At 54.7% G+C, this 21,726-nt stretch carries 26 protein-coding genes and 1 tRNA gene; 13 read left to right on the top strand and 14 right to left on the bottom strand.

Going from position 1 to position 21,726, the window contains the following annotated elements; translation table 11 throughout:
* Positions 1-49: 49 nt before the first annotated feature.
* The 4 genes from MTC_RS03065 to MTC_RS03050 all read left to right on the top strand — a co-directional run bounded on the left by MTC_RS03065 (position 50) and on the right by MTC_RS03050 (position 2,805).
* A complete protein-coding gene (locus MTC_RS03065) occupies positions 50-1,252 on the top strand; it encodes a PQQ-binding-like beta-propeller repeat protein (RefSeq protein WP_014405209.1) in 1,203 nt (400 codons plus the stop codon).
* Positions 1,253-1,281: 29 nt separating this feature from the next.
* Positions 1,282-1,977 (top strand): hypothetical protein, encoded by a 696-nt coding sequence (locus tag MTC_RS03060; RefSeq protein WP_048188919.1) that lies wholly within the window; start codon positions 1,282-1,284, stop codon positions 1,975-1,977.
* A 113-nt stretch (positions 1,978-2,090) separates the two neighbouring features.
* Positions 2,091-2,163 (top strand) — tRNA-Thr (locus tag MTC_RS03055).
* 108 nt (positions 2,164-2,271) lie between these two features.
* Positions 2,272-2,805: a hypothetical protein gene (locus tag MTC_RS03050; RefSeq protein ID WP_014405208.1), complete on the top strand. Its 534-nt coding sequence runs from the start codon at positions 2,272-2,274 to the stop codon at positions 2,803-2,805.
* On the opposite strand, the gene MTC_RS03045 is transcribed toward MTC_RS03050, so the two are convergent.
* Genes MTC_RS03045 through MTC_RS03035 form a run of 3 tightly spaced genes read right to left on the bottom strand, consistent with a single transcriptional unit; the run spans position 2,802 to position 4,833 of the window.
* On the bottom strand, positions 2,802-3,461 hold the full coding sequence (locus tag MTC_RS03045; RefSeq protein ID WP_014405207.1) for an HD domain-containing protein: 660 nt from the start codon (positions 3,459-3,461) through the stop codon (positions 2,802-2,804). The genes MTC_RS03050 and MTC_RS03045 overlap by 4 nt on opposite strands.
* Complete coding sequence (locus MTC_RS03040) at positions 3,454-4,296, bottom strand: metallophosphoesterase family protein (protein WP_014405206.1); 843 nt, start codon at positions 4,294-4,296, stop codon at positions 3,454-3,456. The genes MTC_RS03045 and MTC_RS03040 overlap by 8 nt, the downstream gene beginning before the upstream one ends.
* Positions 4,297-4,335: 39 nt before the next feature.
* On the bottom strand, positions 4,336-4,833 hold the full coding sequence (locus tag MTC_RS03035; protein WP_014405205.1) for a hypothetical protein: 498 nt from the start codon (positions 4,831-4,833) through the stop codon (positions 4,336-4,338).
* A gap of 63 nt (positions 4,834-4,896) precedes the next feature.
* Here MTC_RS03035 and MTC_RS03030 point away from each other — a divergent pair, with 63 nt between their 5' ends.
* A complete protein-coding gene (locus tag MTC_RS03030) occupies positions 4,897-5,349 on the top strand; it encodes a hypothetical protein (protein ID WP_014405204.1) in 453 nt (150 codons plus the stop codon).
* A 10-nt stretch (positions 5,350-5,359) separates the two neighbouring features.
* On the opposite strand, the gene MTC_RS03025 is transcribed toward MTC_RS03030, so the two are convergent.
* Both MTC_RS03025 and MTC_RS03020 read right to left on the bottom strand, forming a co-directional pair.
* Positions 5,360-5,947: a hypothetical protein gene (locus tag MTC_RS03025; RefSeq protein ID WP_237705957.1), complete on the bottom strand. Its 588-nt coding sequence runs from the start codon at positions 5,945-5,947 to the stop codon at positions 5,360-5,362.
* A gap of 53 nt (positions 5,948-6,000) precedes the next feature.
* Positions 6,001-6,669, bottom strand: coding sequence for a DedA family protein (locus MTC_RS03020; RefSeq protein WP_014405202.1), 669 nt, complete (start codon positions 6,667-6,669; stop codon positions 6,001-6,003).
* A gap of 112 nt (positions 6,670-6,781) precedes the next feature.
* Between MTC_RS03020 and MTC_RS03015 the strand changes: the two genes are divergently transcribed.
* Positions 6,782-7,837 carry a deoxyhypusine synthase gene (locus MTC_RS03015; protein WP_014405201.1) on the top strand — a complete coding sequence of 352 codons (1,056 nt, stop codon included), beginning with the start codon at positions 6,782-6,784 and terminating at the stop codon, positions 7,835-7,837.
* A 4-nt stretch (positions 7,838-7,841) separates the two neighbouring features.
* Positions 7,842-8,330: a deoxycytidylate deaminase gene (locus tag MTC_RS03010; RefSeq protein ID WP_014405200.1), complete on the top strand. Its 489-nt coding sequence runs from the start codon at positions 7,842-7,844 to the stop codon at positions 8,328-8,330.
* A gap of 3 nt (positions 8,331-8,333) precedes the next feature.
* Here MTC_RS03010 and MTC_RS03005 read toward each other — a convergent pair whose 3' ends face one another.
* On the bottom strand, positions 8,334-8,951 hold the full coding sequence (locus MTC_RS03005; protein ID WP_014405199.1) for a flavodoxin domain-containing protein: 618 nt from the start codon (positions 8,949-8,951) through the stop codon (positions 8,334-8,336).
* Between the two features lie 190 nt (positions 8,952-9,141).
* On the opposite strand from MTC_RS03005, the gene MTC_RS03000 reads away from it, so the two are divergent.
* Genes MTC_RS03000 through MTC_RS02990 form a run of 3 tightly spaced genes read left to right on the top strand, consistent with a single transcriptional unit; the run spans position 9,142 to position 11,661 of the window.
* A complete protein-coding gene (locus MTC_RS03000) occupies positions 9,142-9,861 on the top strand; it encodes an RAD55 family ATPase (RefSeq protein ID WP_014405198.1) in 720 nt (239 codons plus the stop codon).
* A gap of 4 nt (positions 9,862-9,865) precedes the next feature.
* The gene (locus tag MTC_RS02995; protein ID WP_014405197.1) at positions 9,866-10,846 is read left to right on the top strand and encodes a phosphotransferase; all 981 of its coding nucleotides are present in this window, start codon (positions 9,866-9,868) and stop codon (positions 10,844-10,846) included.
* Complete coding sequence (locus MTC_RS02990) at positions 10,843-11,661, top strand: HAD family hydrolase (RefSeq protein ID WP_014405196.1); 819 nt, start codon at positions 10,843-10,845, stop codon at positions 11,659-11,661. The genes MTC_RS02995 and MTC_RS02990 overlap by 4 nt, the downstream gene beginning before the upstream one ends.
* 16 nt (positions 11,662-11,677) lie before the next feature.
* Here MTC_RS02990 and MTC_RS02985 read toward each other — a convergent pair whose 3' ends face one another.
* From MTC_RS02985 to MTC_RS02975, 3 genes are all read right to left on the bottom strand, one after another.
* The gene (locus tag MTC_RS02985; RefSeq protein WP_014405195.1) at positions 11,678-12,421 is read right to left on the bottom strand and encodes a ribonuclease Z; all 744 of its coding nucleotides are present in this window, start codon (positions 12,419-12,421) and stop codon (positions 11,678-11,680) included.
* A 31-nt stretch (positions 12,422-12,452) separates the two neighbouring features.
* Positions 12,453-13,505 (bottom strand): tetratricopeptide repeat protein, encoded by a 1,053-nt coding sequence (locus tag MTC_RS02980; RefSeq protein ID WP_143767051.1) that lies wholly within the window; start codon positions 13,503-13,505, stop codon positions 12,453-12,455.
* A gap of 150 nt (positions 13,506-13,655) precedes the next feature.
* The gene (locus MTC_RS02975) at positions 13,656-14,417 is read right to left on the bottom strand and encodes an RAD55 family ATPase (protein WP_014405193.1); all 762 of its coding nucleotides are present in this window, start codon (positions 14,415-14,417) and stop codon (positions 13,656-13,658) included.
* 211 nt (positions 14,418-14,628) lie between these two features.
* Here MTC_RS02975 and MTC_RS02970 point away from each other — a divergent pair, with 211 nt between their 5' ends.
* Both MTC_RS02970 and MTC_RS02965 read left to right on the top strand, forming a co-directional pair.
* A complete protein-coding gene (locus MTC_RS02970) occupies positions 14,629-15,921 on the top strand; it encodes an RAD55 family ATPase (RefSeq protein WP_237705956.1) in 1,293 nt (430 codons plus the stop codon).
* A 502-nt stretch (positions 15,922-16,423) separates the two neighbouring features.
* Positions 16,424-17,041, top strand: coding sequence for a hypothetical protein (locus tag MTC_RS02965; RefSeq protein WP_143767050.1), 618 nt, complete (start codon positions 16,424-16,426; stop codon positions 17,039-17,041).
* 108 nt (positions 17,042-17,149) lie between these two features.
* Here MTC_RS02965 and MTC_RS02960 read toward each other — a convergent pair whose 3' ends face one another.
* From MTC_RS02960 to MTC_RS02940, 5 genes are all read right to left on the bottom strand, one after another.
* The gene (locus tag MTC_RS02960) at positions 17,150-17,437 is read right to left on the bottom strand and encodes a hypothetical protein (protein ID WP_143767049.1); all 288 of its coding nucleotides are present in this window, start codon (positions 17,435-17,437) and stop codon (positions 17,150-17,152) included.
* Complete coding sequence (locus MTC_RS02955; protein WP_143767048.1) at positions 17,431-17,805, bottom strand: transposase; 375 nt, start codon at positions 17,803-17,805, stop codon at positions 17,431-17,433. Before MTC_RS02955 ends, MTC_RS02960 begins: the two co-directional genes overlap by 7 nt.
* A 395-nt stretch (positions 17,806-18,200) precedes the next feature.
* Positions 18,201-18,935, bottom strand: a complete 735-nt coding sequence (locus MTC_RS13450) for a hypothetical protein (protein ID WP_193364087.1) — start codon at positions 18,933-18,935, stop codon at positions 18,201-18,203.
* Positions 18,889-20,184, bottom strand: a complete 1,296-nt coding sequence (locus tag MTC_RS02945) for a TraB/GumN family protein (RefSeq protein WP_014405186.1) — start codon at positions 20,182-20,184, stop codon at positions 18,889-18,891. Before MTC_RS02945 ends, MTC_RS13450 begins: the two co-directional genes overlap by 47 nt.
* Before the next feature lie 57 nt (positions 20,185-20,241).
* Entirely contained in the window at positions 20,242-21,366 is a 1,125-nt protein-coding gene (locus MTC_RS02940) for a M50 family metallopeptidase (protein ID WP_014405185.1), read from the bottom strand.
* 65 nt (positions 21,367-21,431) lie between these two features.
* Here MTC_RS02940 and MTC_RS02935 point away from each other — a divergent pair, with 65 nt between their 5' ends.
* Complete coding sequence (locus MTC_RS02935; protein ID WP_014405184.1) at positions 21,432-21,698, top strand: PRC-barrel domain-containing protein; 267 nt, start codon at positions 21,432-21,434, stop codon at positions 21,696-21,698.
* Positions 21,699-21,726: the final 28 nt, after the last annotated feature.

The following is a 21,726-nucleotide window of genomic DNA, read 5'->3' as shown; positions in this document are numbered from 1 at the left end:
GGCTTTATTATCGCATAATACTGGCTTTGTAACGCCGGGGAACCTAAAAATGCAAGGCTCTACGCTCGTCAAGGTAGTCACGGCTATGGCGATCATTATTTTCATATCCGCCCTAGCCCTCATGGCATACAGGCTGGGGGGAGCGGCGCTCAACTGGGAAATGGGGGGAGACGACCCGGTATTAAAGATATACCCGGCGAACGAGAGCCTTTACGTCATAAGCGCCTCCAACGTTTCGCTGGTGAATGCGAAAGGCTCCATCATCTGGGCCGTCCGGTACCCAGACGTTCTATACTCTGCATATTATAACGGCACGCTCTACGTCTATTCTATGGGCCGCGGCCTCAGCGCCATATACGAGAACGGGACGGTGAGAGCGCTGACAGGCATGGGAATGGACCATCCGCCGCTCATAGGCCCCGATGACACCATCTACCTCAGATCGGGGGCCATTTTGTCGGCCATCGACGCCTCGGGAAAAGAGAAGTGGAGCGCCTCCCTGGTGGTCTCAGACCCGGTTGTGGATGGCAGCGGAAACGTCTACTTTTTCATGCGCCCTCCGGGCCGCATCGCCGAGGTTTACCTGTGCTGCATGTCGCCTGATGGCGGCACTCTCTGGTCCTCCTATTGCGAGAAGTATACTGCCAGCATGAGGCTGAGGCCCGCGAGCATTGGGGGCGTCCTCGTCTACGACGAGTATTCTGGAGTATTGTATCATGTCGACGCCAGCGGGAACCAGACCTGGGACCACTCGATGGCGTACCTGGGCCAGTACAGCCTGGTGGTAGACGAGAAAAGCCGCCTATACCTCTTCTACCTATGGGGCACCGTCCACGTCCTGAACGAGCGGGGCGAAATGATAGGCAAGTTCAACCCGGTGGTCACTAATAACGCCAACCTGAGCTACACGCCTGCAGTTTACAACGACACGGTGTACGTCATCGGAGACTCTGGTAAGGACCTGGCGACGCTTTATGCGCTTGACCTGTATGGCTCCCTCAAGTGGAATCGGCAGTTCAATAGCAGCGCCGCGCCCCTCATATACCCTGGCAGGGACATAGTATGTATCGACACGGTATCCAATAGCGGCGGCCAGCCATCCCCTGTGCTCTACGTCATCGGAAAGGATGGAACGCTCAAATACACGTATAGCTCAGGGGACGGGAGCCGATGGGAGCAGGTATATATAGGGCCTGACGACACGGTGTATGCGAAGACTGATGGCGGGAAGCTGTACGCACTGAAAGGTTGATTCGAAAAGAAATAAATACTCATGGCTCGATGTACTTTTATAAAAAGGTGGGATGCATGGGGCTTCTCGATAAGTTGATGGGTAAGGGCGAGGAAAGCCCGGGCGTGGACGTTTCAGGCATGTTTGACGGGAGCCTGAAGGACGTGAAGGACCCCCGGAACGTTAATGATAGCCCGGCCCTCTCGAAGGCCATCATGGACTACCAGAGCCCGAACAACGTGGATAAGCTGGAGGTCTTCACTTTTGAGAGCGAGATGCGTAGGATGCCCGACTTTTACCTGCCCTATTACTGGGCAGCCACGTATCACTTTGATAAGGGTAACTTCGAGGAGGCTAAAAAGATACTCCTGGATGGCATAAGGAACTGTAAAGTGAAGAGCGTGTTGTGCAGGCGCCTCGGCGAGTTTTACTTTTTAGGAGGCGACGTCGAGAACGGCCTGTACTGGTTTTTTACCACCATGATGGCCGATACGGGCAACATTGATTATCATTCGCATTTGTATTTGGCCTACGTTTTTGAGGCCTACGGGATGAAGAAGGCCGCTGCATGGGCGATGCGGCGAGCAAGAGGAATATCATATAAGCTGTTGATGCAGGCCGCCGAATACTCCGCTAAGAAGAAGGAAAGGATAGTCGGCATCGCCATGAAGAATAAGAGTGAGCAGATTGCCAGGAAGCTTGAGGGCTTCTACACGTATGCGAAGCCTGCTCTTAAAGACCTTTAATGGTCTGGCACGCCGGCAAGCGTGTCCTTGTTTAAGCCCCACGACACCTATTATTCAGCACAGCAATAGAACCGAAATATTAATATGACAGGTGTTACATCTCTGCATTACATGCCTCGGTGGCTTAGCCGGCATAGCGCGTCCTTGGTAAGGACGAGGTCGCGAGTTCAAACCTCGCCCGAGGCTTACAGGTAGGGCCAAACCCTACCAGCCATTTTTATATAATGCCTTTTAGCACGACACATGGAAGAATATATACTATGAGCGCTAAGTAGTATCTGGCAGGGTGATGGTATGACCTCGATGAAGGATAGGCGCGCCTGCAAGGAGTGCGGGCGCGAGTTCGCGGCCAGCCCAAAGTGGGATTACGACCTATGCGAGGACTGCTCAATTCTATTGTACGAGAAGATGGAAAAGCTCTGGCTCACCGAGTCTCTAGGCTACAGCGAGGTGCTGGAAAGGTTTTTGCCTTCCTTGCCCCGTCGCCTCTTCGACATCGCCTTGAAGAAGTACGCCACGATCGGCCAGTACGACCTTGGCGAAGCCTATACGGATGGCGAGATCCAGAAGGAGCTCAAGGCAGCCGCTGCCGCCGAGAAGGAGCGGCTCATTAAAAAGGCCCCGTTCCGCACGGCGAAGTGCAAGAAGTGCGGCGCGCCCTACTCCGTGGACGGCATATGGCAGTATAGCATATGCAAGGATTGCGCCGTGCGGGAGGTCCTGGACTGGAGGGCGTACTGGGCACGCCAGGTCCCGGGAATAGGCACCGCCCCCACGGGCTTCGACATACCGCCCATCGAGGTCTCCAGATTCTATATCGATACTTAACGCTCGCCCTTAACCTCTTTCTCTATCTCGTCGAGTATTCGTGCCATCCGCTCATGCCTTTCCATGGCCATTTTCCTGCCACTGGCCGTGTACATCTTATCCTTGAGGTATTTCAGCTTGATGTGCCACTCCCGCTGGGCGGAGTCGACCTCGGCCCTGTTATCTTCAGGGTCGACGTGTGCGTACTCCTCCTCGGGATAGTAGACGCCCCTCCCGTGCTCGCCCAGCCACAGGTAGGAGCGGGCGACTCCCACCGCGCCCAGCGAGTCGAGCTTGTCGGCGTCGAACAGGCACTTGGCCTCGAGCGTGCGCGGCTCTTCTCCCCGGCGGTGCCTGTGGGCGGCGATGGCGTGTAATATGGCGGCTTTTCTCTCCCCGGACACGCCCAGCCCGTCCAGTATGGGGGAGGCCATCCTGACGCTAAGCTCCTCGTGGCAATCGTCTGCGCTGCTCGCCCTGGCCTCCTCCGCCCTGCCTATGTCATGAAGGAGCGCGGCCATGCGGACGACGAAAAGGTCCGCGCCCTCTGACGTGGCGATGCGCTCCGCCAGCCGGTACACCCGCTCCACGTGCGAGAAATCGTGGCTCGGGGCGAGGCCCCTGTGGATTGATTCGGATAATTCACGGGCCCTGGCAACTATGTCCTCATCATCCATGCTCCGGCCTCTCCGGCTTAAAGTTAAGCAGGTAAATGGCCCGATTTTTCCCCGCTGTAAAAACCCCGAAGTAGCACCTGTCTTCTTTGCCGTAGCCCTCGGGACCGGCTATGCCAAGCCGGACGAGGTAGCTGGCGTCGTCGTCGATCGGAAGCGCTTTTTCGTGCACTTTCCTGCCCTCCATCTCGAAGTACGCTCTCTTCAGCGTGTCGAGGATGTCCTCGACCACCCATCCCTTCTGGCGGTACGCCGCCTCCTCGTGCTCGTGGCCGCAGACTATGGCGAAGCCCGGGCCGCCGAACGTCGGCCTCACCGCGTCGAATGCGTCCCCGGGAGTATAGTGGTAGCCGCTCGCGTCCACGTACCTGGATGCCGAGATGCGCTGCCAGGGCTGCGTGTAAAGCCACGCCTCGACTCCGCATGACCTTGGGGGCGTGATCGCGCAGGGGTCTATCGGCCCGCCATGAACGCAGTACAGCCTATTCCTGGCGTCAACGTAGCACTTACCCATGCCCCTGAAGAACTCCTTATACTCCCCCGTCCTCCTGTACTCGCCGTGCACGAGCTTGCTTTCGAAGTCGCTGCCCGACACGGGCATCCCGTACAGGAACGCCTCGTCGTGGTTGCCCAGGATGGATTCCAGGCCTTTCAGGCCCATCAGGCGGCGGACCACCTCCGCGGGGCTGTGGCCCCTCTCCAGAACGTCGCCAAGGTTTATGGCCTTTTCCAGGGGGCCGTAGCGCTTAGAAAAATCGCTACAAAAAGCCAGTCTAAGTATCTCCTCGAGGGCGCATACGTCGGCGTGCACGTCTGAGAAGAGAAGGATAGATCCCATAAGTGCTTTTTATATGTCTGGCGACTACATAAAATATGCCTATACCAGCCTCTTCTCCCTTGAGTCCCAGCGGAACCTTCTAAGCGGGCTGCGGCGATGCCGCTTTATCCCGTCAACGTCGAGCATGGTGGCTTTCGCCTCCCACGCTGGCACGCAGTACATGTAGTCAGGCCTCTCCGGCGTGCCGCCCAGGCCTATTACTATGAAGAGGAGCCTGCCCGTCTTCTCCCTGTACCGGCTGTACTTTTTTAGCTGGTACTCCTTGGCCCAGGGCAGCCTGCCCATGAAATGGGAGGCACGGTACTTGCACTCCACGCCGAAAACGTCCCCTGTCTCTATGTGCTCTACCTCGAGGTCGGGGCTGAAGTCCACCTCCTCCTTCGTGGCCCCCTCGCGCATCCACTTTATCTTAAAATCCTTGCCGAAGAGGCCGATCACGTGCCGCTCGAAGGCCAGGCCCGCCTCGTGCGTATAGTCCTCGCCTGACATCGCTTCCACCAGCGCGCTGTATCTTTTTTGCTTGTTTTTAGGGCACATACGCCACTTTTTACGGGATAACGTTTTACTCTTATGTGGCAACCGTATCACAGGGGATTATGGATGAACGTAAAAAGTCTCGCCATATCTTTGCTCTTTGGTGCCTTTATATTGAATGCGGCCTTGCTCACGGCTGGCGCCCAGGACTGCGTGAACCAGCCGTATAGCGCTGATCAGCCTTACAGCCTCATGCCTCAGGCGGGCATGCCGCTTATGGAAGCCGCATCGGAGCCATTTTTAGGCGCTCCAGTTGCGGCGCCAGTCGTGCCGGGCCCCATCTCTGGGGTGGCCGCATGCGGCCCTTATACCAGCGGCTTCGTCTATAGCGCGCAGCGGTCCGCGGCTTTCGGCCCGTTCACGCCGCCCGTTGCCGAGGCTTCCGAGCGGTTTTATCAGATGCCCGGCCTGACGCCTTTTGGCCCATACCCGGGGGCAGGATACGCCTTAGCCGGCGGGGTGGGCTTTGACCCTGCGACTGGCTATTATGGCCCGTATGGCGCCTACGAGCCTTTATAAGGGCGCCATATCATCTTTTCTCAACAGAGCCGCGCCTCTCGTAAAGCTTATGGGACCACTTAGCCTTCCACTTGCTTCCATTAGTCTTACAGTACTTAACGCGGGCCTCGGGGTCCTGCCTGACCCAGTTGAAGAGGTACATGAACTGGTCGCGGCCCACCTCTATGGTGCGGATGCGCTCTGGCACGCCAATGCTGACCAGGTAATCGCTAAAAGCGTTTTCTATAAGGCTCTGGAGGGGGTCGACGATCTTGACCGGCCTCCACTCGTAGCCCTCCTCGTCGAGCCATTTTCTCGTGAGGTCGAAGACGTGGCCCGAGCAGATCTCTATCCTGTAGGCGTCTTTCGTTATGCCCATCTCTTTAAAAAGCTCCCTTACGCCCTGCGCCACCCTGTCCTGATACTCGTTCCTGTAGCCGTCCTGAAAATACTCGACGCCCACGAGTTTGTATTTAAATTCTCCTTTTGTCGCGTCCAGGACGCCCACGGCCACTCCACCTACGGGCGAGCCGATGCCGCTATCGTCCACCTGGGCGAGCCCGGGCCTGCCATTGCCGCCCTCGTTGCCATTGCAATTATCCTTGCTCTCTGCTTCCACGAACACTTACATGGACAAAATATACGATATACTTTTTCACAAACGGGCCAAGCCTAGGCGTTCAGGAGAAAGCCGAGGTACTTCTCCACGGTTTTCCTGGGTATGACGCCCATCCTCACCAGGGCGTAAAGAGTGATGCAGGCTGCGATTATGAAAAGCACTACGGCCCCGACGGCGTAGGTCAGCAGGTGCGAGGCGCCCATGATAGACTCCCAGTTCTCGCCCAGGATGTAGCCGATGCAGGCAAGGACAAGGCACCATGGAAATGCGCCCACCATGCTATATGCCATGAACTTCTTGAAATCCATGTTCAGCAGTCCGGCCGGGACGTTCACCACCGTGCGCACGACTGGCAGCAGCCTCGTGTAGATGCAGGCTGACTCGCCGTACTTGCAGAACCACCGTTCGGCCCACAGCATCTTCTGAGGGTTGATCCCGAAGAACTTGCCGTACTTATCCATGAAGGGCTTTCCGCCCCACGCCCCGACGGCATAGCCTATCGCCGAGCCCAGGCCGGTGCCCAGTGAGCCTATGACCGCCACAGCCACCACGTGAACGATGCCTCCCGGCGTCGCGATGAACCCGCCATATGTCATTATGACCTCGCTCGGTATGGGCATTCCCGCGCTCTCGAGGGTCATGAGTATGAAAACTCCGAGGTAGCCGAGGTTGCCTATTATCCCTGTTATGGTATTGGTGACATCCCCCACGAGTGATAGCATCTATGACCCCCATTTACAAGGTGTTTTCCACGATAAAAACTTTCGTCCTTTTCGGGAACTAAAAATTTATATCGATAAAGCCTGCTCTTATGAAAGAGGTCGAGAGAGAGACATGGCCAAAAGCAAATTCCTGAAAAGGCCAACCGCGCCGATAGAGGTCGCCGACAGGTCAATAGCCGAGCTCACGGAGGCGATGGCCAGCACGGGCTTTCAGGGGCGCAAGCTTGGAGAGTCCGTCGAGACGTGGGCACACATGCTCAAGGAAGACGACCTAACGATATTCATGGGGCTGACCGGGGCGATGTGTCCGGCGGGCATGCGAAAGATCATAGCTTACTTCATCCAGAACCGCATGATTGATTGTCTGGTAAGCACGGGCGCCAACATGTTCCACGACGTCCACGAGTCGCTGGGCGGCAAGCACTACGTGGGCAGCCACGCCGTGGACGATGAGACGCTCTTCAAGGAAGGCGTCGACAGGATATACGACGTGTTCGCGGTCGAGGAGCAGTTCCGCGGCACCGACAGGCTCATCGCGGGCTTCAGCGAGACGCTTGAGCAAGAGAGGCCGTACTCATCCAGGGAATTCATGTTTTTGCTGGGCAAATGGCTCCATGAGAAGGGGGCGGACCATGACTCTATAGTCGTGAGCGCATACGTGCACAACGTGCCCATCTTCGTTCCGGCCCTTTGCGACAGCTCCATCGGCATAGGCCTGATGGTCGCCAGGAGGAGCGGGAATGTGGTCAACGTCGACCAGATGAAGGACGTGGATGAGATCACCCAGATAGTGGAGAACTCGAAGAAGACGGGCGTCATCTACGTGGGCGGAGGCGTGCCCAAGAACTTCATACAGCAGACCGAGGTTATCGCCTCCATTCTAGGGCTGCCCATCCAGGGCCACAGCTATGCCATCCAGTACACGACTGACGCCCCCCACTGGGGAGGCTTAAGCGGCTGCACGTTCGAGGAGGCCGTGTCGTGGGGTAAGATAGCGGCGGTGGCCCCGAAGGTGCAGGTGTTCGTGGACGCCACCATCGCCCTGCCCATCGTGTCCCACGCCCTTGCCCAGAAGGCTGGGCCTTATCTAAAAAAGCGTAAGGCCCCCAGGTATGATTGGGCTGGCGATAGGCTCAAGATGAAATACGCTTTAAACTCGAAGAGGTAAAGGCATGTCGTACAAGAGGCCCGGCCAGGACGAGTATTTCATGGAGATAGCCAACGTCGTGGCCAAGCGCTCGACATGCCTGCGCATACACGTAGGCGCCGTCATCGTGAAGAACGGAAGAATACTCAGCACGGGATACAATGGCGCGCCGTACGGCTTCGAGCACTGCCTGGACATCGGGTGTATCCGCGAGAAGGAGAACGTCGCCCATGGCACCCGCCACGAGCTGTGCAGGGCCGTGCACGCGGAGCAGAACGCCATCATCCAGGCGGCGCTACATGGCGTCTCCATCGAGGGGGCGACCATCTACTGTACCCACCAGCCCTGCATCCTGTGCGCCAAGATGCTCATAAACGGCAAAATAAAAAGGGTGGTATTCCAGAACGGCTACCCGGACGAGATGTCCTTACAATTCCTTAAGCAAGCGGGCATCGAGATTCTCCAAACTCCAGGCGGCGACGAGCCCCCGGAGGATAAGCCGCCGAGCGTGTAGGGCTCACTTCTTTTCTTCCCTCTGCCCGTCGCCCTTTCTCTCTGGCACCCCGGTGGAGCCGCCCATCTTCCTATCCTTCCTCTCCGTGGTGACGGCCTCAGGCGCCCTGGTGGCAAGCTCGAACAGCCTCCTCCCCCATGCGATGGCGGCATCCCTGTCAAGATAGTTGGCATCCTTCAGCCTGTATCCCTTCAAGAAGTACTGTATGCGCAGGGAGAGCCTGTCCAGGGAGGTCAGCTCCTTTTCCTCGAGCTTCCCCAGAAATGCCCTCTTATCTATTATATTGCCCTTGACCCTGCCGGCAAGCTCTTCGAGGATTCTAGCCCCCGCATAGCCCTTTGCTCGCTCTGGAGTCATGTTATAGGGCAGGCTCACGGTGAAGATGGCGAGCCGCTTATTGGCAAGGCTATCCCTGTACTTCTCAAGGAACGCCAGGATGCGGGTGGATGGCGCCTCGTTGTACACGGGTGAGCCGATCACGATCAGGTCATAGAAGAGCGAGGTCACGTCGTCCACGTGCCGGATGTCCGCGTCGTTTATACCTTCGGCCACCCAGTGGGCGACCTGCTCGGTGGAGCCGTATTTCGTGTCGTATATGACAAGGGCCAGCTTATTAGCCATGTGAACTCTCTACTTTTATTATTTCGTTCCGAATTATCTATTATATGGCAAAATTGAACGGTTTTATACTTTTAAATATTTTTTTCCTGCCGTGTCCTATGAAAGACATTTGCATGTCGGGCTGCATAGGACACGGCATGTTGTGGCAATATTATTATATAAACAGTTATATATTCTATGATTAGGTTGCATGGCTCATAGCGTTAGCTTTGTCAAGACGGGGGTGCCGGGCGCAGACACGATGCTCAACGGGGGCATATACCCTGGATCGGCGGTGCTCATATCGGGGCCGCCAGGCTCGGGCAAGTCGATACTCGGCATGCAGTTCGTGTACGCGGGCGCCAGGGAGTATGGGGAGAGCGGGCTCATGATGGCCATCGAGGAGACCGACATGTCGCTGTCAGAGTACGCCGCCTCACTAGGGCTTTCAGAGTGGGACTCCCTCGTGAAGAGGGGCGCCATCTCGATCGTCACGGACGACTACTTCTCGAGGCTCGACCTTCCAGGCTCGCTCGAGGGCATCATGAACATAGTGACCCATACGAGCGCCACAAGGATGGTCCTGGACTCCATGAACCTCTTCAAGTACTACTTCCCCGACGATATGGACCGAAGGCGGTACATGCTCAAGTTTATAAGGATACTAAAGAGGCGTGGCATAACCTCGCTCTTCGTATCCGAGGCCATGGAGGTGTTCCCCCGCATGGAATTGACCGACGAGATGTTCATGAGCGACGGAAACATAAACCTGTTTTTATCGAGGGCGGGGAATAACGTGGAGAGGTGCTTCTGGGTCACCAAGATGCGCCGTCAATCCTTTAACATGAAAATCGTGCCCATGAGCATCGGCGTAGGAGGAATAGAGGTATACCCTGAAGCCATTCCATACTCGCTCTCCCCGGAGGCATGACGCCGTGAAAGCCGCCGCGCTGAGGTGGGTATCAGAGCTGGCGAGGCAGAACCCGGAGGCGTTCAGCGACGCCAGCAATGGATCGAACGGGATGGAAGAGCCATCCGCCTCGTCCCACGAGTCCTGCGTCTTCGGGGTAGACGGGACGAGAGTACACGTAAAATTCTTCAGGAGAACCCTGGGCAGGACTGGCGTCACGTACGACCCGTGCAGGGAGATGAAGGCGGAGTACGCCATGCTCAAGGAGTATGAGAAGAATGGTTTCTCTTCGGGCCCGTATCGCATCGTGAGGGCGCTGGGGGTAAACGAGGCCCTTGACTGCGCCCTTGCCACCGTATACGTTGGAGGGGCCACGCTTCTATCGCTCATCCAGGATACGCTAAAGGGCAGCGGGAAGGAGGATAGGCTTATGGCCGCCCTCGACCTGACGGCCGGGCTGCTCAGAAAAATCCACACGGTCATGCCACAGGATAGCAGGGTAGACGCGTCGGAGATGTTCTACTCATACCTTAAGCCTATGCTCTACCTTGAAGAGCAGGGCGCGCTGGACGGCTTCCACCGGAGGATCGCTAAAGGGCTGACGCGGTGGCATAGCTTCAAGCCACTATTCGAGCAGCGGGGGGTCACCGTCCACGGCGATGCCAACCCGTCGAACTTCAAGATACAGGGGGGAGTGGTTTACGGATTCGACGTCGAGCGTAGCCGTCCGGGGCGAAGCCCCCTCCTGGACGTCGGCACGGTGGTGGCGGAGCTCAGCCACCAGTGCGCATACCTGGCGAAAGACGAGGATAGGGCGCGGCCCTACATTGCCCGCTTCCTGACGGCCTACGCGCCCGACGCAGGCGAGCGCGAAAAACTGCTGAGGATGCTGCCCTTCTACGTATCCCGCGGGTTCCTCAAGATCGCAATGCTGGGGTACTGGAAGCCCGACTACCGGAGGTACCTCGTAGAGCGGGGCACGCGGTGCATCGAGGTGGTGCCTTGATCACCACCATCCTCTTCGACGTCTACGGCACGCTCATCGACATCGTCACGGACGAATCGGACCCTTCCGCTTACGAGGCCATCTCAAGATGGCTCGAATACAAGTACATTTACCTGTCTGCGGACCAGCTTAAGTGGCTCTATCGCGAGGAGTTCGCCCGGCGCCTTGGCACCGAGGAGGCCAGGAGGCGCATCGAGGCGGACATTTTCAAGAACATCATAGAGGAGTTCGAGGCCAGGATGGGCGAGCGCAGGGAGCTTTACCCCGATGCTGACGTGCGGGACGTCTTCAAGAGCATCATCCTCAGGTTCGCCTCCAGGACGCCCGAGGAGCTCGACCACCTTTCGACGGACCTCTCCCACTTATTCAGGTCCTCCACGCGTAAGCACATTTTTCTTTACCCAACGGTTAAGCCTGCGCTGGAGCAGATGCAGAAGAGGTACCGGCTTGGCATCGTCTCTAACGCCCAGGAGGCGTTCACCCTACCCGAGCTGGGGCTATATGACCTCACAAGGTACTTCGAGACGATAGTGCTCTCGAGCGAGGTGGGCGTGAAGAAGCCGAACTCGATGATCTTCGCAAGGGCGTTGAGCAACCTGAACGTGAAGCCATCTGAGGCCGTCATGGTGGGCAACGACATGACGGCTGACATGATGGGCGCATCCAAGCTTGGCATGAAGACCATACTGGTTTCGCAGAGGAGCAAGCCTGAGCAGCAGATCAGTGGGATCAGGCCTGACGCTGTGGTCTCCAACGTTAACCTCTTCGAGGTGCTCTCCCTCGTGGACGCCTGGAACGCTTCCAGAAAGCCCTAAGTTTATTATAGTGGACTTATATTTCTAGCGTGGCATCGTCGATCGCCACGGTGAGCCCTTCGAAGGCCCCTGCCAGCCGCTCCTCTATCTTTTTCCGCGACTCGATAGTGCCATACAGGTGGGCGTTAAAGTGGGTGAGCGCCAGCCTCTTCGCCCCTGCCCGCCTGGCGACGCTTACGGCGTCCTCGGGGTTGAGGTGTGGCCAGCGGTCGCTGTGCCGGCCGGATAGCTCCGAGCACTCGGTTATCAAAAGGTCTGCGCCCATCCCAAGCCTTATAAGCTCATCGCAGATGCCCGTGTCCGTGCAATAAGCGATTGATTTGCCGTCCAGCCTGAACCTGAATCCAATACACGGGTCGGAGTGCACAAGGAAGCCGTAGCTCTCCAGGAAAGGCGCCCTCTCGGCGTCCCGGGGCAATTCGAGCACCTCGATCGGAAAAGGACCTTCTCCCAGGGGCACGGTATACGGCCTTCTCATTATCGCCATGAGCGACTTCTCCGTCCCCTCCATGCCAAATATCTTAAGCCCTTGAGGCAGCTTTAGCTTGACGAGCGTGTGTAGGCCCACTATGTGGTCGAGGTGGAAGTGGCTTAAGAAGAGGTAAACGGGCCTTTCGTCTTTGACGTACATGCCCAGCTTGTGGATGCCGTTGCCCGCGTCGAGCACTACGTAGGCATCGTTTGCCTCGAGGAGCGTGCATATCGAGTTGCCGGTGGCCGAATCGAACCAGCCGTTCGTGCCCAGAAACCTTACAAGCATATGGATATTTAATGACGGACGAGGGATATAATCACGGCGGTGCAGCTAGAGCTTTCTCGACCGCATCCAGGCGCCTTTCCGCCTGGTCCCTGAGCGCGCCATGCTCGGGCCTGCATCGAGCGATGAAAGACCGGTAAGCCTCCGCCGCCTCATCCAGCTTTCCATGCTCCTCGAGGACAAGCCCCAGCTCGAAATATACGATTACCATGCCCGGGTCGAGACGCAGCGTTTCATTATACTCATATGCTGCCCAGTCCAGCTTATTCAGCACGGCCAGGGTCCTGCCAAGGCTGTAATGCGCCTCCGCGAAGCCTGGGCTGAGCCTGATGGCCTCGCCTAAATCCTTAAGGGCGGAGTTATGGTCTCCCTTCGCGCCCAGCGCCAGCGCCCTGTTGAAGTGTAACTCGGGGTCGTCCGGGTTTATCTTGAGGCCTTTTTCATATTCTGCGATGGCCCTGTCCAGCATTCCGTTATGCGCCAGCAGCGCGCCTATATTGTTATGCGCCTGATAAAGGTCGGGGCATAAGCGGAGCGCCTCGCGAAACTCTGCCAATGAGCCGACGAAGTCTTCCCTGTTCGCCAGTTCCACCCCATGGTTATAGTGTTCTATCGCCTTTTTACGCTTAATGCTTCCAACCATCATAAGCTCTTTTTTGGCGTGCACCATCAGCCCCTTATGGGTGAGGGCCAGCGCAAGGTTAAAATGGGCTTTAAAGTAGTCCGGCTTGAGCCTCACGGCCCTGTCATACTCCTTTATCGCGTCGTCGACCATGCCCTTCTTCGAGAACACGACGCCCAGGTTGTAGTGGGCCTCCGCGAACGACGGCTTTACTTTTATCGCCCTGACGAACGATTCGATGGCCTCGTCAAGCCTGCCCGCCCGCACAAGGGCCACGCCGATGTCATAGTGAACGTCTGCGTCCCCCGGATTTGCCAAGGCCGCCTTTTTTAGCTCGACGATGGCTCTTGCGGTATCTCCCTTCTCAAGCAATAACCTGGCATTATCAACGTTATGCTCGGCCACTCCCCCCTCGCCTTTAGGCCCTTCGGATATGCCCACGGCTCTTTTCGTGTTTACCATCATATGCCCCCTTGCTAAAGCCCTGCAAAAACTAATAGGGCATCAACAAATTATACTAAAAATGATATATTCACAAACTAAATTAATCTACCGATTGCCAGGATGGCCGTAAAAATATCATAACATAATATCGTCAATTAACAAAATTTTTTCCTAAGGCTTACCTGGAAAAGCCTTTCTCATCTCTTCGAGCCTCGCGCCCTCTTCGTCTGCGTTAAAGAAATACTTCCTCGACGAATAGCGCGACTCTCTCAGCTTTTTGATCTGTATCACGTCCCTCGGCTCATTGTCAACTTCCACCATGCTGATCCAGATCACGCCGTCCACGATATGCTCCAATGCCTTAACCAGCTCGGGGCGATGAGCGCCTGCGTGAATGGTGTAAAGCGTGGTTGTGCCATAGTTCTTCTGGATGGCCATCTGGTGGTGAATATAGTTCAGGATGGAGCGCTCAGAGTCGGTGGCCATGATGAGCGTGGTCAGCGAGTCGACTGTGCCTCGCAGGTTGTTATAGGGCTTGATATCGGCGGTGGCCTTCTTGACCACCTCATGCACCTCGGAAATATTAGAAAGGTCGTGGCACACGTACTTCCACTTTGACACGAACTCTCCCCACCCGAAGGCGTCTGTGAAGCCGTCGATGATTATCAGCTGGTCGTTATTGATGTACTCCTCGGGCTCGAGGCCGAAGGCGTTAAGCGAGTTCACGATGGCCTGCGGCGGGTGCTCCATGTTGAATATATAGCAGTACTCGTTGTTCAGCAGGCCTTCGGCTATGAACTTGCTCAGCAGGATTTGAGATTTTGCGCCTGTGTCTTCTTCGATGAGCACGAGCGAGCCCCTGGGCAGGCCCCCGTCGAGGGCTGTGTCCAGGTCGGGGATGCCGAATTTCGCCCTGTTCTTTATCTCTGTCATACTTTCACGTCGATAACCATACATGATGCTTACGCGCTAATAATGGTTTCGAGAAGAGGTGCCGTGTTGAATAACAAGGATCGTCCGGTATTAAGTTTCTTGCCCTTGGTTTAGACAATGGCATCATCAGTCGCCACAGCACTTTTTAATCATTCCTATCGAATGCGTCTCCTGCCTTAAAATACTTATATTCTGATGTCTTACTTATACAATGCTATTCTTTGATTGGGGACAAAACATGGAGCTGCCAACAGTTAAAACCGGCATTAATGGACTTGACGAGTTGCTTGGAGGTGGCATCCCAAAAGGCTCCACTTTGCTCATATCCGGCCCTCCAGGCTCAGGCAAGACGGTGCTGGCGCTCCAGTACATCTTCAACCAGGCAAGAAAGGGCGACCGCGCCCTCTTCGTGAGCACGTGCGAGCTCCTGTACTCGATAAATAAGTTCGCATCCACGATGGCATTCTACGACCTGGACCTCATAAAGACAGGGGTTAACGTCGACTTTTACGGTTCACGAGAAGAGGGGGGATTCGTCGAGTTCTGGGATTATTCGCTAGGAACGACGCTTGCGGGAGGGAACGCTGGCGACATTTTTGACATAATACAGGAAAAGGTGAGCTCACACCGTATCGACCACCTGGTAGTCGATTCCATCTCGTCGATAAACCTGTTTCTGGGAGATGATGCTGATAGGAGGAAGAAGCTATTATCGTTCATGGGGTGGGCATCCCGCTCCGGCTGCACCACCATTCTCACGACGGAGGGGGGAGGGATCGAGCGGTTGCTGGCAGACGGCATAGTCGACCTCACGCGCCTCGAGGTGCCTAGCCGGGGAGCCATGGCCGCTCCTGCAAAGGCCCTGGAGGTCGTTAAGGTCAGGGGACAGGCACATGCCACGGGCCGATACCTGTATAATATCACCAGGGATGGCATAATGGTCATGGCGCCGGGCGTAGGAGAACTAAAAGGTAAGGCCGCTAAGGCAGGCATCCAGGGCCTTGATGAGAATATCGACGGCATGTTGTATGGCTCTGCGTGGCACTTTAACATAAGGGATGGAGCGTTGGTCAGGCCCATGGTGGACGCGATGGCGCGGGAGGCGGCCGATGCCGGAGATGGCGTCGTATGCATTACTTCTAAGGGTAATGGCCTAAAAATGGCCGAGGATATGATGGCGGGTTTGACCAATGGCAGGCGGTGGAGGATGTTCGTGGACCTCGGCCTGCTCGAAAAGTCTTCCGGGCCAGCCGAGGCGTGGAAAATTTACGGGTCTGCGTTAAGCCTCGCTCGCGAAAAAGGCCACTTGCTTATATCTTATACAGGGCCTGAGTATGGCCTTTTCCTCGCCGGCGAGGCCGAGGCCTCGTCAGACGGCGTCGTAGACGTTTGGGACTATGGTGGCTATGCCCTCTTACAAATAAAAAAAGCGCCCTTCGCTAAGAGCTTCGAGCCGTTCGTCGCACGGCTTGAGAATGGTCAGGTGCGGCTTGGGCCGCTCTAATTGTTAAATGCTCGATTTAAAATCATGACTAACACGGTGGCTTTTTTAATCACGGAGTACACGAAGAACATTGAGAGAAATTATACCACAGAGGCCACAGAGATTATATTCACCACAGAGGTTCACAGAGGACACAGAGATTATATTCACCACAGAGGTTCACAGAGGACACAGAGGAATTTTATTTCCTAAGGGGGGGCTAGTCGCCCCCCTCGGAGACCCCCTCAATCTTTAATAGGTCAATCATTTGATATACAATTATTTGGTATATAAATGGAAGACCCATAATAAAAAAGAATCTCATTTATAATAGGTGGAAATGGGTCTCTCAAGGGGCGAAGCCCCCTTGAGTAATAAAAATTCCTTTGTGTCCAGTAGTTACGATGGTTTCTAGGTGGTTGTTGGGTTATGGTTTGGGCTTTTTTCTTTTTCATGCGTTTTTAGTGGTGGTCCTCTTTGTTTTTTGTAAAAATTTTATGGCATGACCATGTTATTTTATGGCATGACCATGTTATTTTATGGCATGACCATGTTATTTTATGGCATGACCATGTTATTTTATGGCATGACCATGTTATTTTATGGCATGACCATGTTATTTTATGGCATGACCATGTTATTTTATGGCATGACCATGTTATTTTATGGCATGACCATGTTATTTTATGGCATGACCATGTTATTTTATGGCATGACCATGTTATTTTATGGCATGACCATGTTATTTTATGGCATGACCATGTTATTTTATGGCATGACCATGTTATTTTATGGCATGACCATGTTATTTTATGGCATGACCATGTTATTTTATGGCATGACCATGTTATTTTATGGCATGACCATGTTATTTTATGGCATGACCATGTTATTTTATGGCATGACCATGTTATTTTATGGCATGACCATGTTATTTTATGGCATGACCATGTTATTTTATGGCATGACCATGTTATTTTATGGCATGACCATGTTATTTTATGGCATGACCATGTTATTTTATGGCATGACCATGTTATTTTATGGCATGACCATGTTATTTTATGGCATGACCATGTTATTTTATGGCATGACCATGTTATTTTATGGCATGATCTTGTCCTGTCCACGTATGGGTTGATAGCCTGCGCTAGAATGAAAAAGGGTTCAACCATCTTGTCCTAGTAGGATTATCCTTTTTTTTAGCCTCGTTCTTTCGCCCTGCGTGTCCATGCTTCGTCTTCCTGGATTATGAGGCTTCCCAGCATTCTTTTAAAAGTTTTAATGGTAATTGTCGTACTTGTATTGTTTTTACGAGGAGTTTCCAAAGGTTGGCGAGTATAAGGCTGATAGTCTCTAATAAGAGCAGGTAGGCCATGCTGGTGCTGCTCGTAACCGTGTCCACCATGTTCTTAGCGAGACAATTCTCGATGTTCCACCGGTAGGGGTAGTGGGCTTCAACATCGACTTTTTCGAGGTTGCTCGCATAGGCATAGTACTCGTTACACGGGTCGTACAGGAAATGCATCTTCACCACCCCGTCCTGCTCCTCATAGAATAATCCTTGACCACCTCCCCGTCGAGGACTGACTCCTTGTAGAGTTCGTCAGTCCTCTCGTTAATCTTGTAGGGGGTTAAAAAACTCATGCCCCTGGCCATTACAGTCTTGTAAACGTCCACACTACTGAAATAACGGTCCATGAGCACCAATCCCGGATTGCAGGGCAGTCTCTCCAAGAGTTTTTCCACCATGATAGCCTTGAAGACCTGCTCGTAGGGCTGGATTGCCAGGGCGAGGAAGCTACCCCGCCCTGTCAAACCACACACAGCGTACCTGAGACACCTCTTCATCCTATCCCCTTTCAACACGTTCACCGTGTACATGTTCTTCCCTCCACTATACACAACATCGTGGAAATCAATACTCAGGTCATGATTCTACGAGCAGGTCTTCAAGGCTATCCGGGCGGACAAGACGAGCAACACGTTACACTTCACTATCATCCCTTCCACGGGTATCCATCCGGGTTTAAGCGCCACGTCAGGGCTCATAGCCTTATGGCACAAAAAATCCTCGATACTCGTACAATCCAACGAACACCCGACCAGGTATAACAGTCTTTTACCCATCCCTTATACTCAAATGAAACAGTTTGGAGACTTCCTGGATAAAGGTTTTAAACTCTTCGAACAAAACACCCCTTCAGGGGCTATTAGCCTGGATGATGCTACTAGTTTCATAACCTAAACAAGCAGCCCAAAAGCTAATAGCCCTTAGCTTCCTAAACCACCACAACCCCCTAAAACACAACCACCAACACACCATCGTAACTACTGGTGTCCTCTGTGTCCTCTGTGGTGAATATTCTCTCTGTGTCCTCTGTGTCCTCTGTGGTGAATATTCTCTCTGTGTCCTCTGTGTCCTCTGTGGTGAATATTCTCTCTGTGTCCTCTGTGTCCTCTGTGGTGAATATTCTCTCTGTGTCCTCTGTGTCCTCTGTGGTGAATATTCTCTCTGTGTCCTCTGTGTCCTCTGTGGTGAATATTCTCTCTGTGTCCTCTGTGTCCTCTGTGGTGAATATTCTCTCTGTGTCCTCTGTGTCCTCTGTGGTGAATATTCTCTCTGTGTCCTCTGTGTCCTCTGTGGTGAATATTCTCTCTGTGTCCTCTGTGTCCTCTGTGGTGAATATTCTCTCTGTGTCCTCTGTGTCCTCTGTGGTGAATATTCTCTCTGTGTCCTCTGTGTCCTCTGTGGTGAATATTCTCTCTGTGTCCTCTGTGTCCTCTGTGGTGAATATTCTCTCTGTGTCCTCTGTGTCCTCTGTGGTGAATATTCTCTCTGTGTCCTCTGTGTCCTCTGTGGTGAATATTCTCTCTGTGTCCTCTGTGTCCTCTGTGGTGAATATTCTCTCTGTGTCCTCTGTGTCCTCTGTGGTGAATATTCTCTCTGTGTCCTCTGTGGTTACGATAGCTCTGTGTCCTCTGTGGTTAAAGCCGTAGGGCTGCCAACCAGGAGGCCACGGCATGGTAGCCATTACTAACGCCAGACTGAAGAAGCTGTACGGGGTCGGTGAGGTGGAAATAGTACACGAGGATGGCGGCGCCGACGAAAGTGCCGACCATGCTGCCTATGTTCGCCATGGCGGCCACGGCGATGGCCTTAAAGAGCCTATTATCGAGCATGCCCTTAAGCGTGTCAATGACCCCACTATCATCGCTGCCCAAAAGGCCATTCAAGTCCTCCATAGTCGGGGGGCGCTGCGCGGCCTCAACGACGCCCGCCAGCCAGCCTATGGCGAGCACCGGGTTGAGGAAGGCGTACCACGCCAGGGCGAAGGCGGTGGCCACCGACTTCCAGTGGCCACCCACGAGGGCGACGAACAGCGCAGACAATGCGCCTTGCACGATGAAGAGCACGAGCAGCGCAAGGAGCAATTGCTCCAGCGGTATACCGGACAGGATCAACAGCATAAAGACGAATACAACCGACAGCACGACCAGCCCGCTGAAGAGCTTCAGCCAGGGTATGCGGCGCCTCTTCGGCACGGACGATATGGACTCCATGGGTGGCATGGACTCGGGGTGCTCGAGATGCCTCTTAATGCCCTCCCTGTGGCCCGCTCCCACCACTGCGACCACCTTTTTTGTTTTTCCCAGCTCCAGCAGGTTATGGGCCAGGTAGGCGTCGCGCTCGTCAACCAGGACTTCTGCCACGGATGGGGTGAACTCCCTGAGCTCCTCTATAAGGTCGGCCACCACGTCCTCGCTGGTCATCTTATCCACGTCTATGTCCTTCGTGCCTATGCCCAGGGCTGCGAGTATTAAAGAATAAAGCATCCTGAACTTCTCGCGCAGCGACATCTTGCTCCAGAACCTCGCGAGGGTAACCCCGAGGTCCCGGTCTATGAGGGCGACGGGTATGCCCCTCTTGTTCGCTGCCTCGATCGCCGCTAGCATCTCCGAGCCAGGCTTCACGCCCATCTCGGCGCCAACCTTGCGCTGGACGAAGGCCAGCATCGTCTGGATTAAAAAGATGGCGAGGTTATTGCCCTTTAAAAGCTCCTTGATGGGGATCTCCTTTTTCTCCTGGCCACCTTCTTTTAAGGCCTGGTAGCGGCGGGCGTCGAGCTCCACTGCCACGATGTCCGGCCTGTAAGCCTCTATAGCCTCCTCCACGTCCCTTATGCTCTTTTCCGAGACGTGGGCAGTGCCCACCAATACTATATTATCCTTCGGGTTTGGAGAGATGCGCTGTTCATTCGAGGCCTGTCCTTCGATCAACATTTCACGACCGATATAATGAATGAATAATATAATATAATATATTTTTGTAGTTATTCCCTATTTTTGCGTCCTGGCGGCTGCCTCAGCCCTGGTGACCTCGTAGAGCTCCAGCGCCTTGAGCATGTCAGTCCTGGAGACTATGCCCGCGATGCGGTCGCCCTCCATGACCACCAGGCGCCCAATCCTGTTCGTCGAAAGCTTCTGAAGCGCCATGAACGCGTCATCATCGGGCTTCAAGGTGATAACCTTTCTGGTCATGACGTCTCTCACGGGCGTGGCCGCCCTTGCCTCCGCCGGAACCCGCGAGACGTCGGTCAGGGTGACTATGCCCACCATCTTACCCTCCTCGACCACAGGGTAGCCGAGGTGCTTGAGCTTGAACATCGTTTCGATGCACTCCGCGGCGGTGGCGTTCGCTTCCATGGTATGAACGTCCGTCGTCATGATGTCCTTGACCTTTATGCCTTCCAGCGTTATGGATGTCATGGTCGAGCGCTCCTCCTCCCCTGCGGCGATATAAATGAAGATTGCGATGATGATTAGCCATAGCCCGATGGGCCACAGCAGCAGGCCAACGAGGCCGAGAATGTAAGCGAAAAGCTTACCTATGCTAACGGCTATCCGGGTGGCCCTGATATACGGCATCCTCTCGGCCAGGAATCCCCTCAATACCCTCCCGCCGTCCATCGGGAATGCGGGCATGATGTTGAATATGCCCAGGGCTATGTTCATGTACGCCAGCAGGGCGACCATGGTGCCCAGGTATATGTCGCCTTTCAGGCCTGGCACGGCGAAGTACGCGAGCGTGAAGATGACGCCGAGCAGGATGCTCATCGCCGGCCCCACGAACGCCATAAGCATCTCCACCCCGGGGTTCCTCGGTATGTCCTCCATCTCTGAGACCCCGCCGAAAAGGAAGAGAGTGATGCCGCCGATCCTTATCCCGTTCTTCACCGCCACGTAAGAATGAGCCATCTCGTGGACGAGCACGCAGGCGAACAAAAATATGGCGGCCAGAAGGCTGAGGCCGACGCGCGCCCACAGGCTAGAGACGCCGCTGAAGCCCAGCGGAGGGGGCGAGGTAGCAAACGCGAACGCGATGAAGGGCAGGATCAATAAAAACGTGACGTGAAGCTTGATGGGAATGCCCATGAAGCTGCCAATTTTAAGAGACGAGTCCATCGTAAAAATATTATCCAACAAAGTATATATCATTATAGGGCTATAAGTAGGGGAGAGGAGTCTTAATGATTGCTGATATTACCTCTTTATTCGACCTGAACGTTTATACGGATAAGGGGAAGTACGTGGGGAAGGTGCAGGACGTCCAGCTCGAGGCAAACGAGAGGAAGATATCCGGCCTGGCCCTCGGGAACATCAACAGGGACCTGTTTGACGTGGAGACCAAGGGCGTCATAATCCCTTACAGGTGGGTGCTGGCAGCCTCTGACATAATCATAATCAGGCAGCCGAATGTGAACCTGGGCGGGAAGGAAGAGGCGGAAGAGGCGTGAAAGGCCGGGGTACCTTGCTCTGGCATCG

Source organism: Methanocella conradii HZ254, assembly GCF_000251105.1.
Taxonomy (GTDB): Archaea; Halobacteriota; Methanocellia; order Methanocellales; family Methanocellaceae; genus Methanocella; species Methanocella conradii.
Note: the sequence above shows the minus strand (reverse complement) of the source record. Positions and strands in the feature narration are given on the sequence as shown.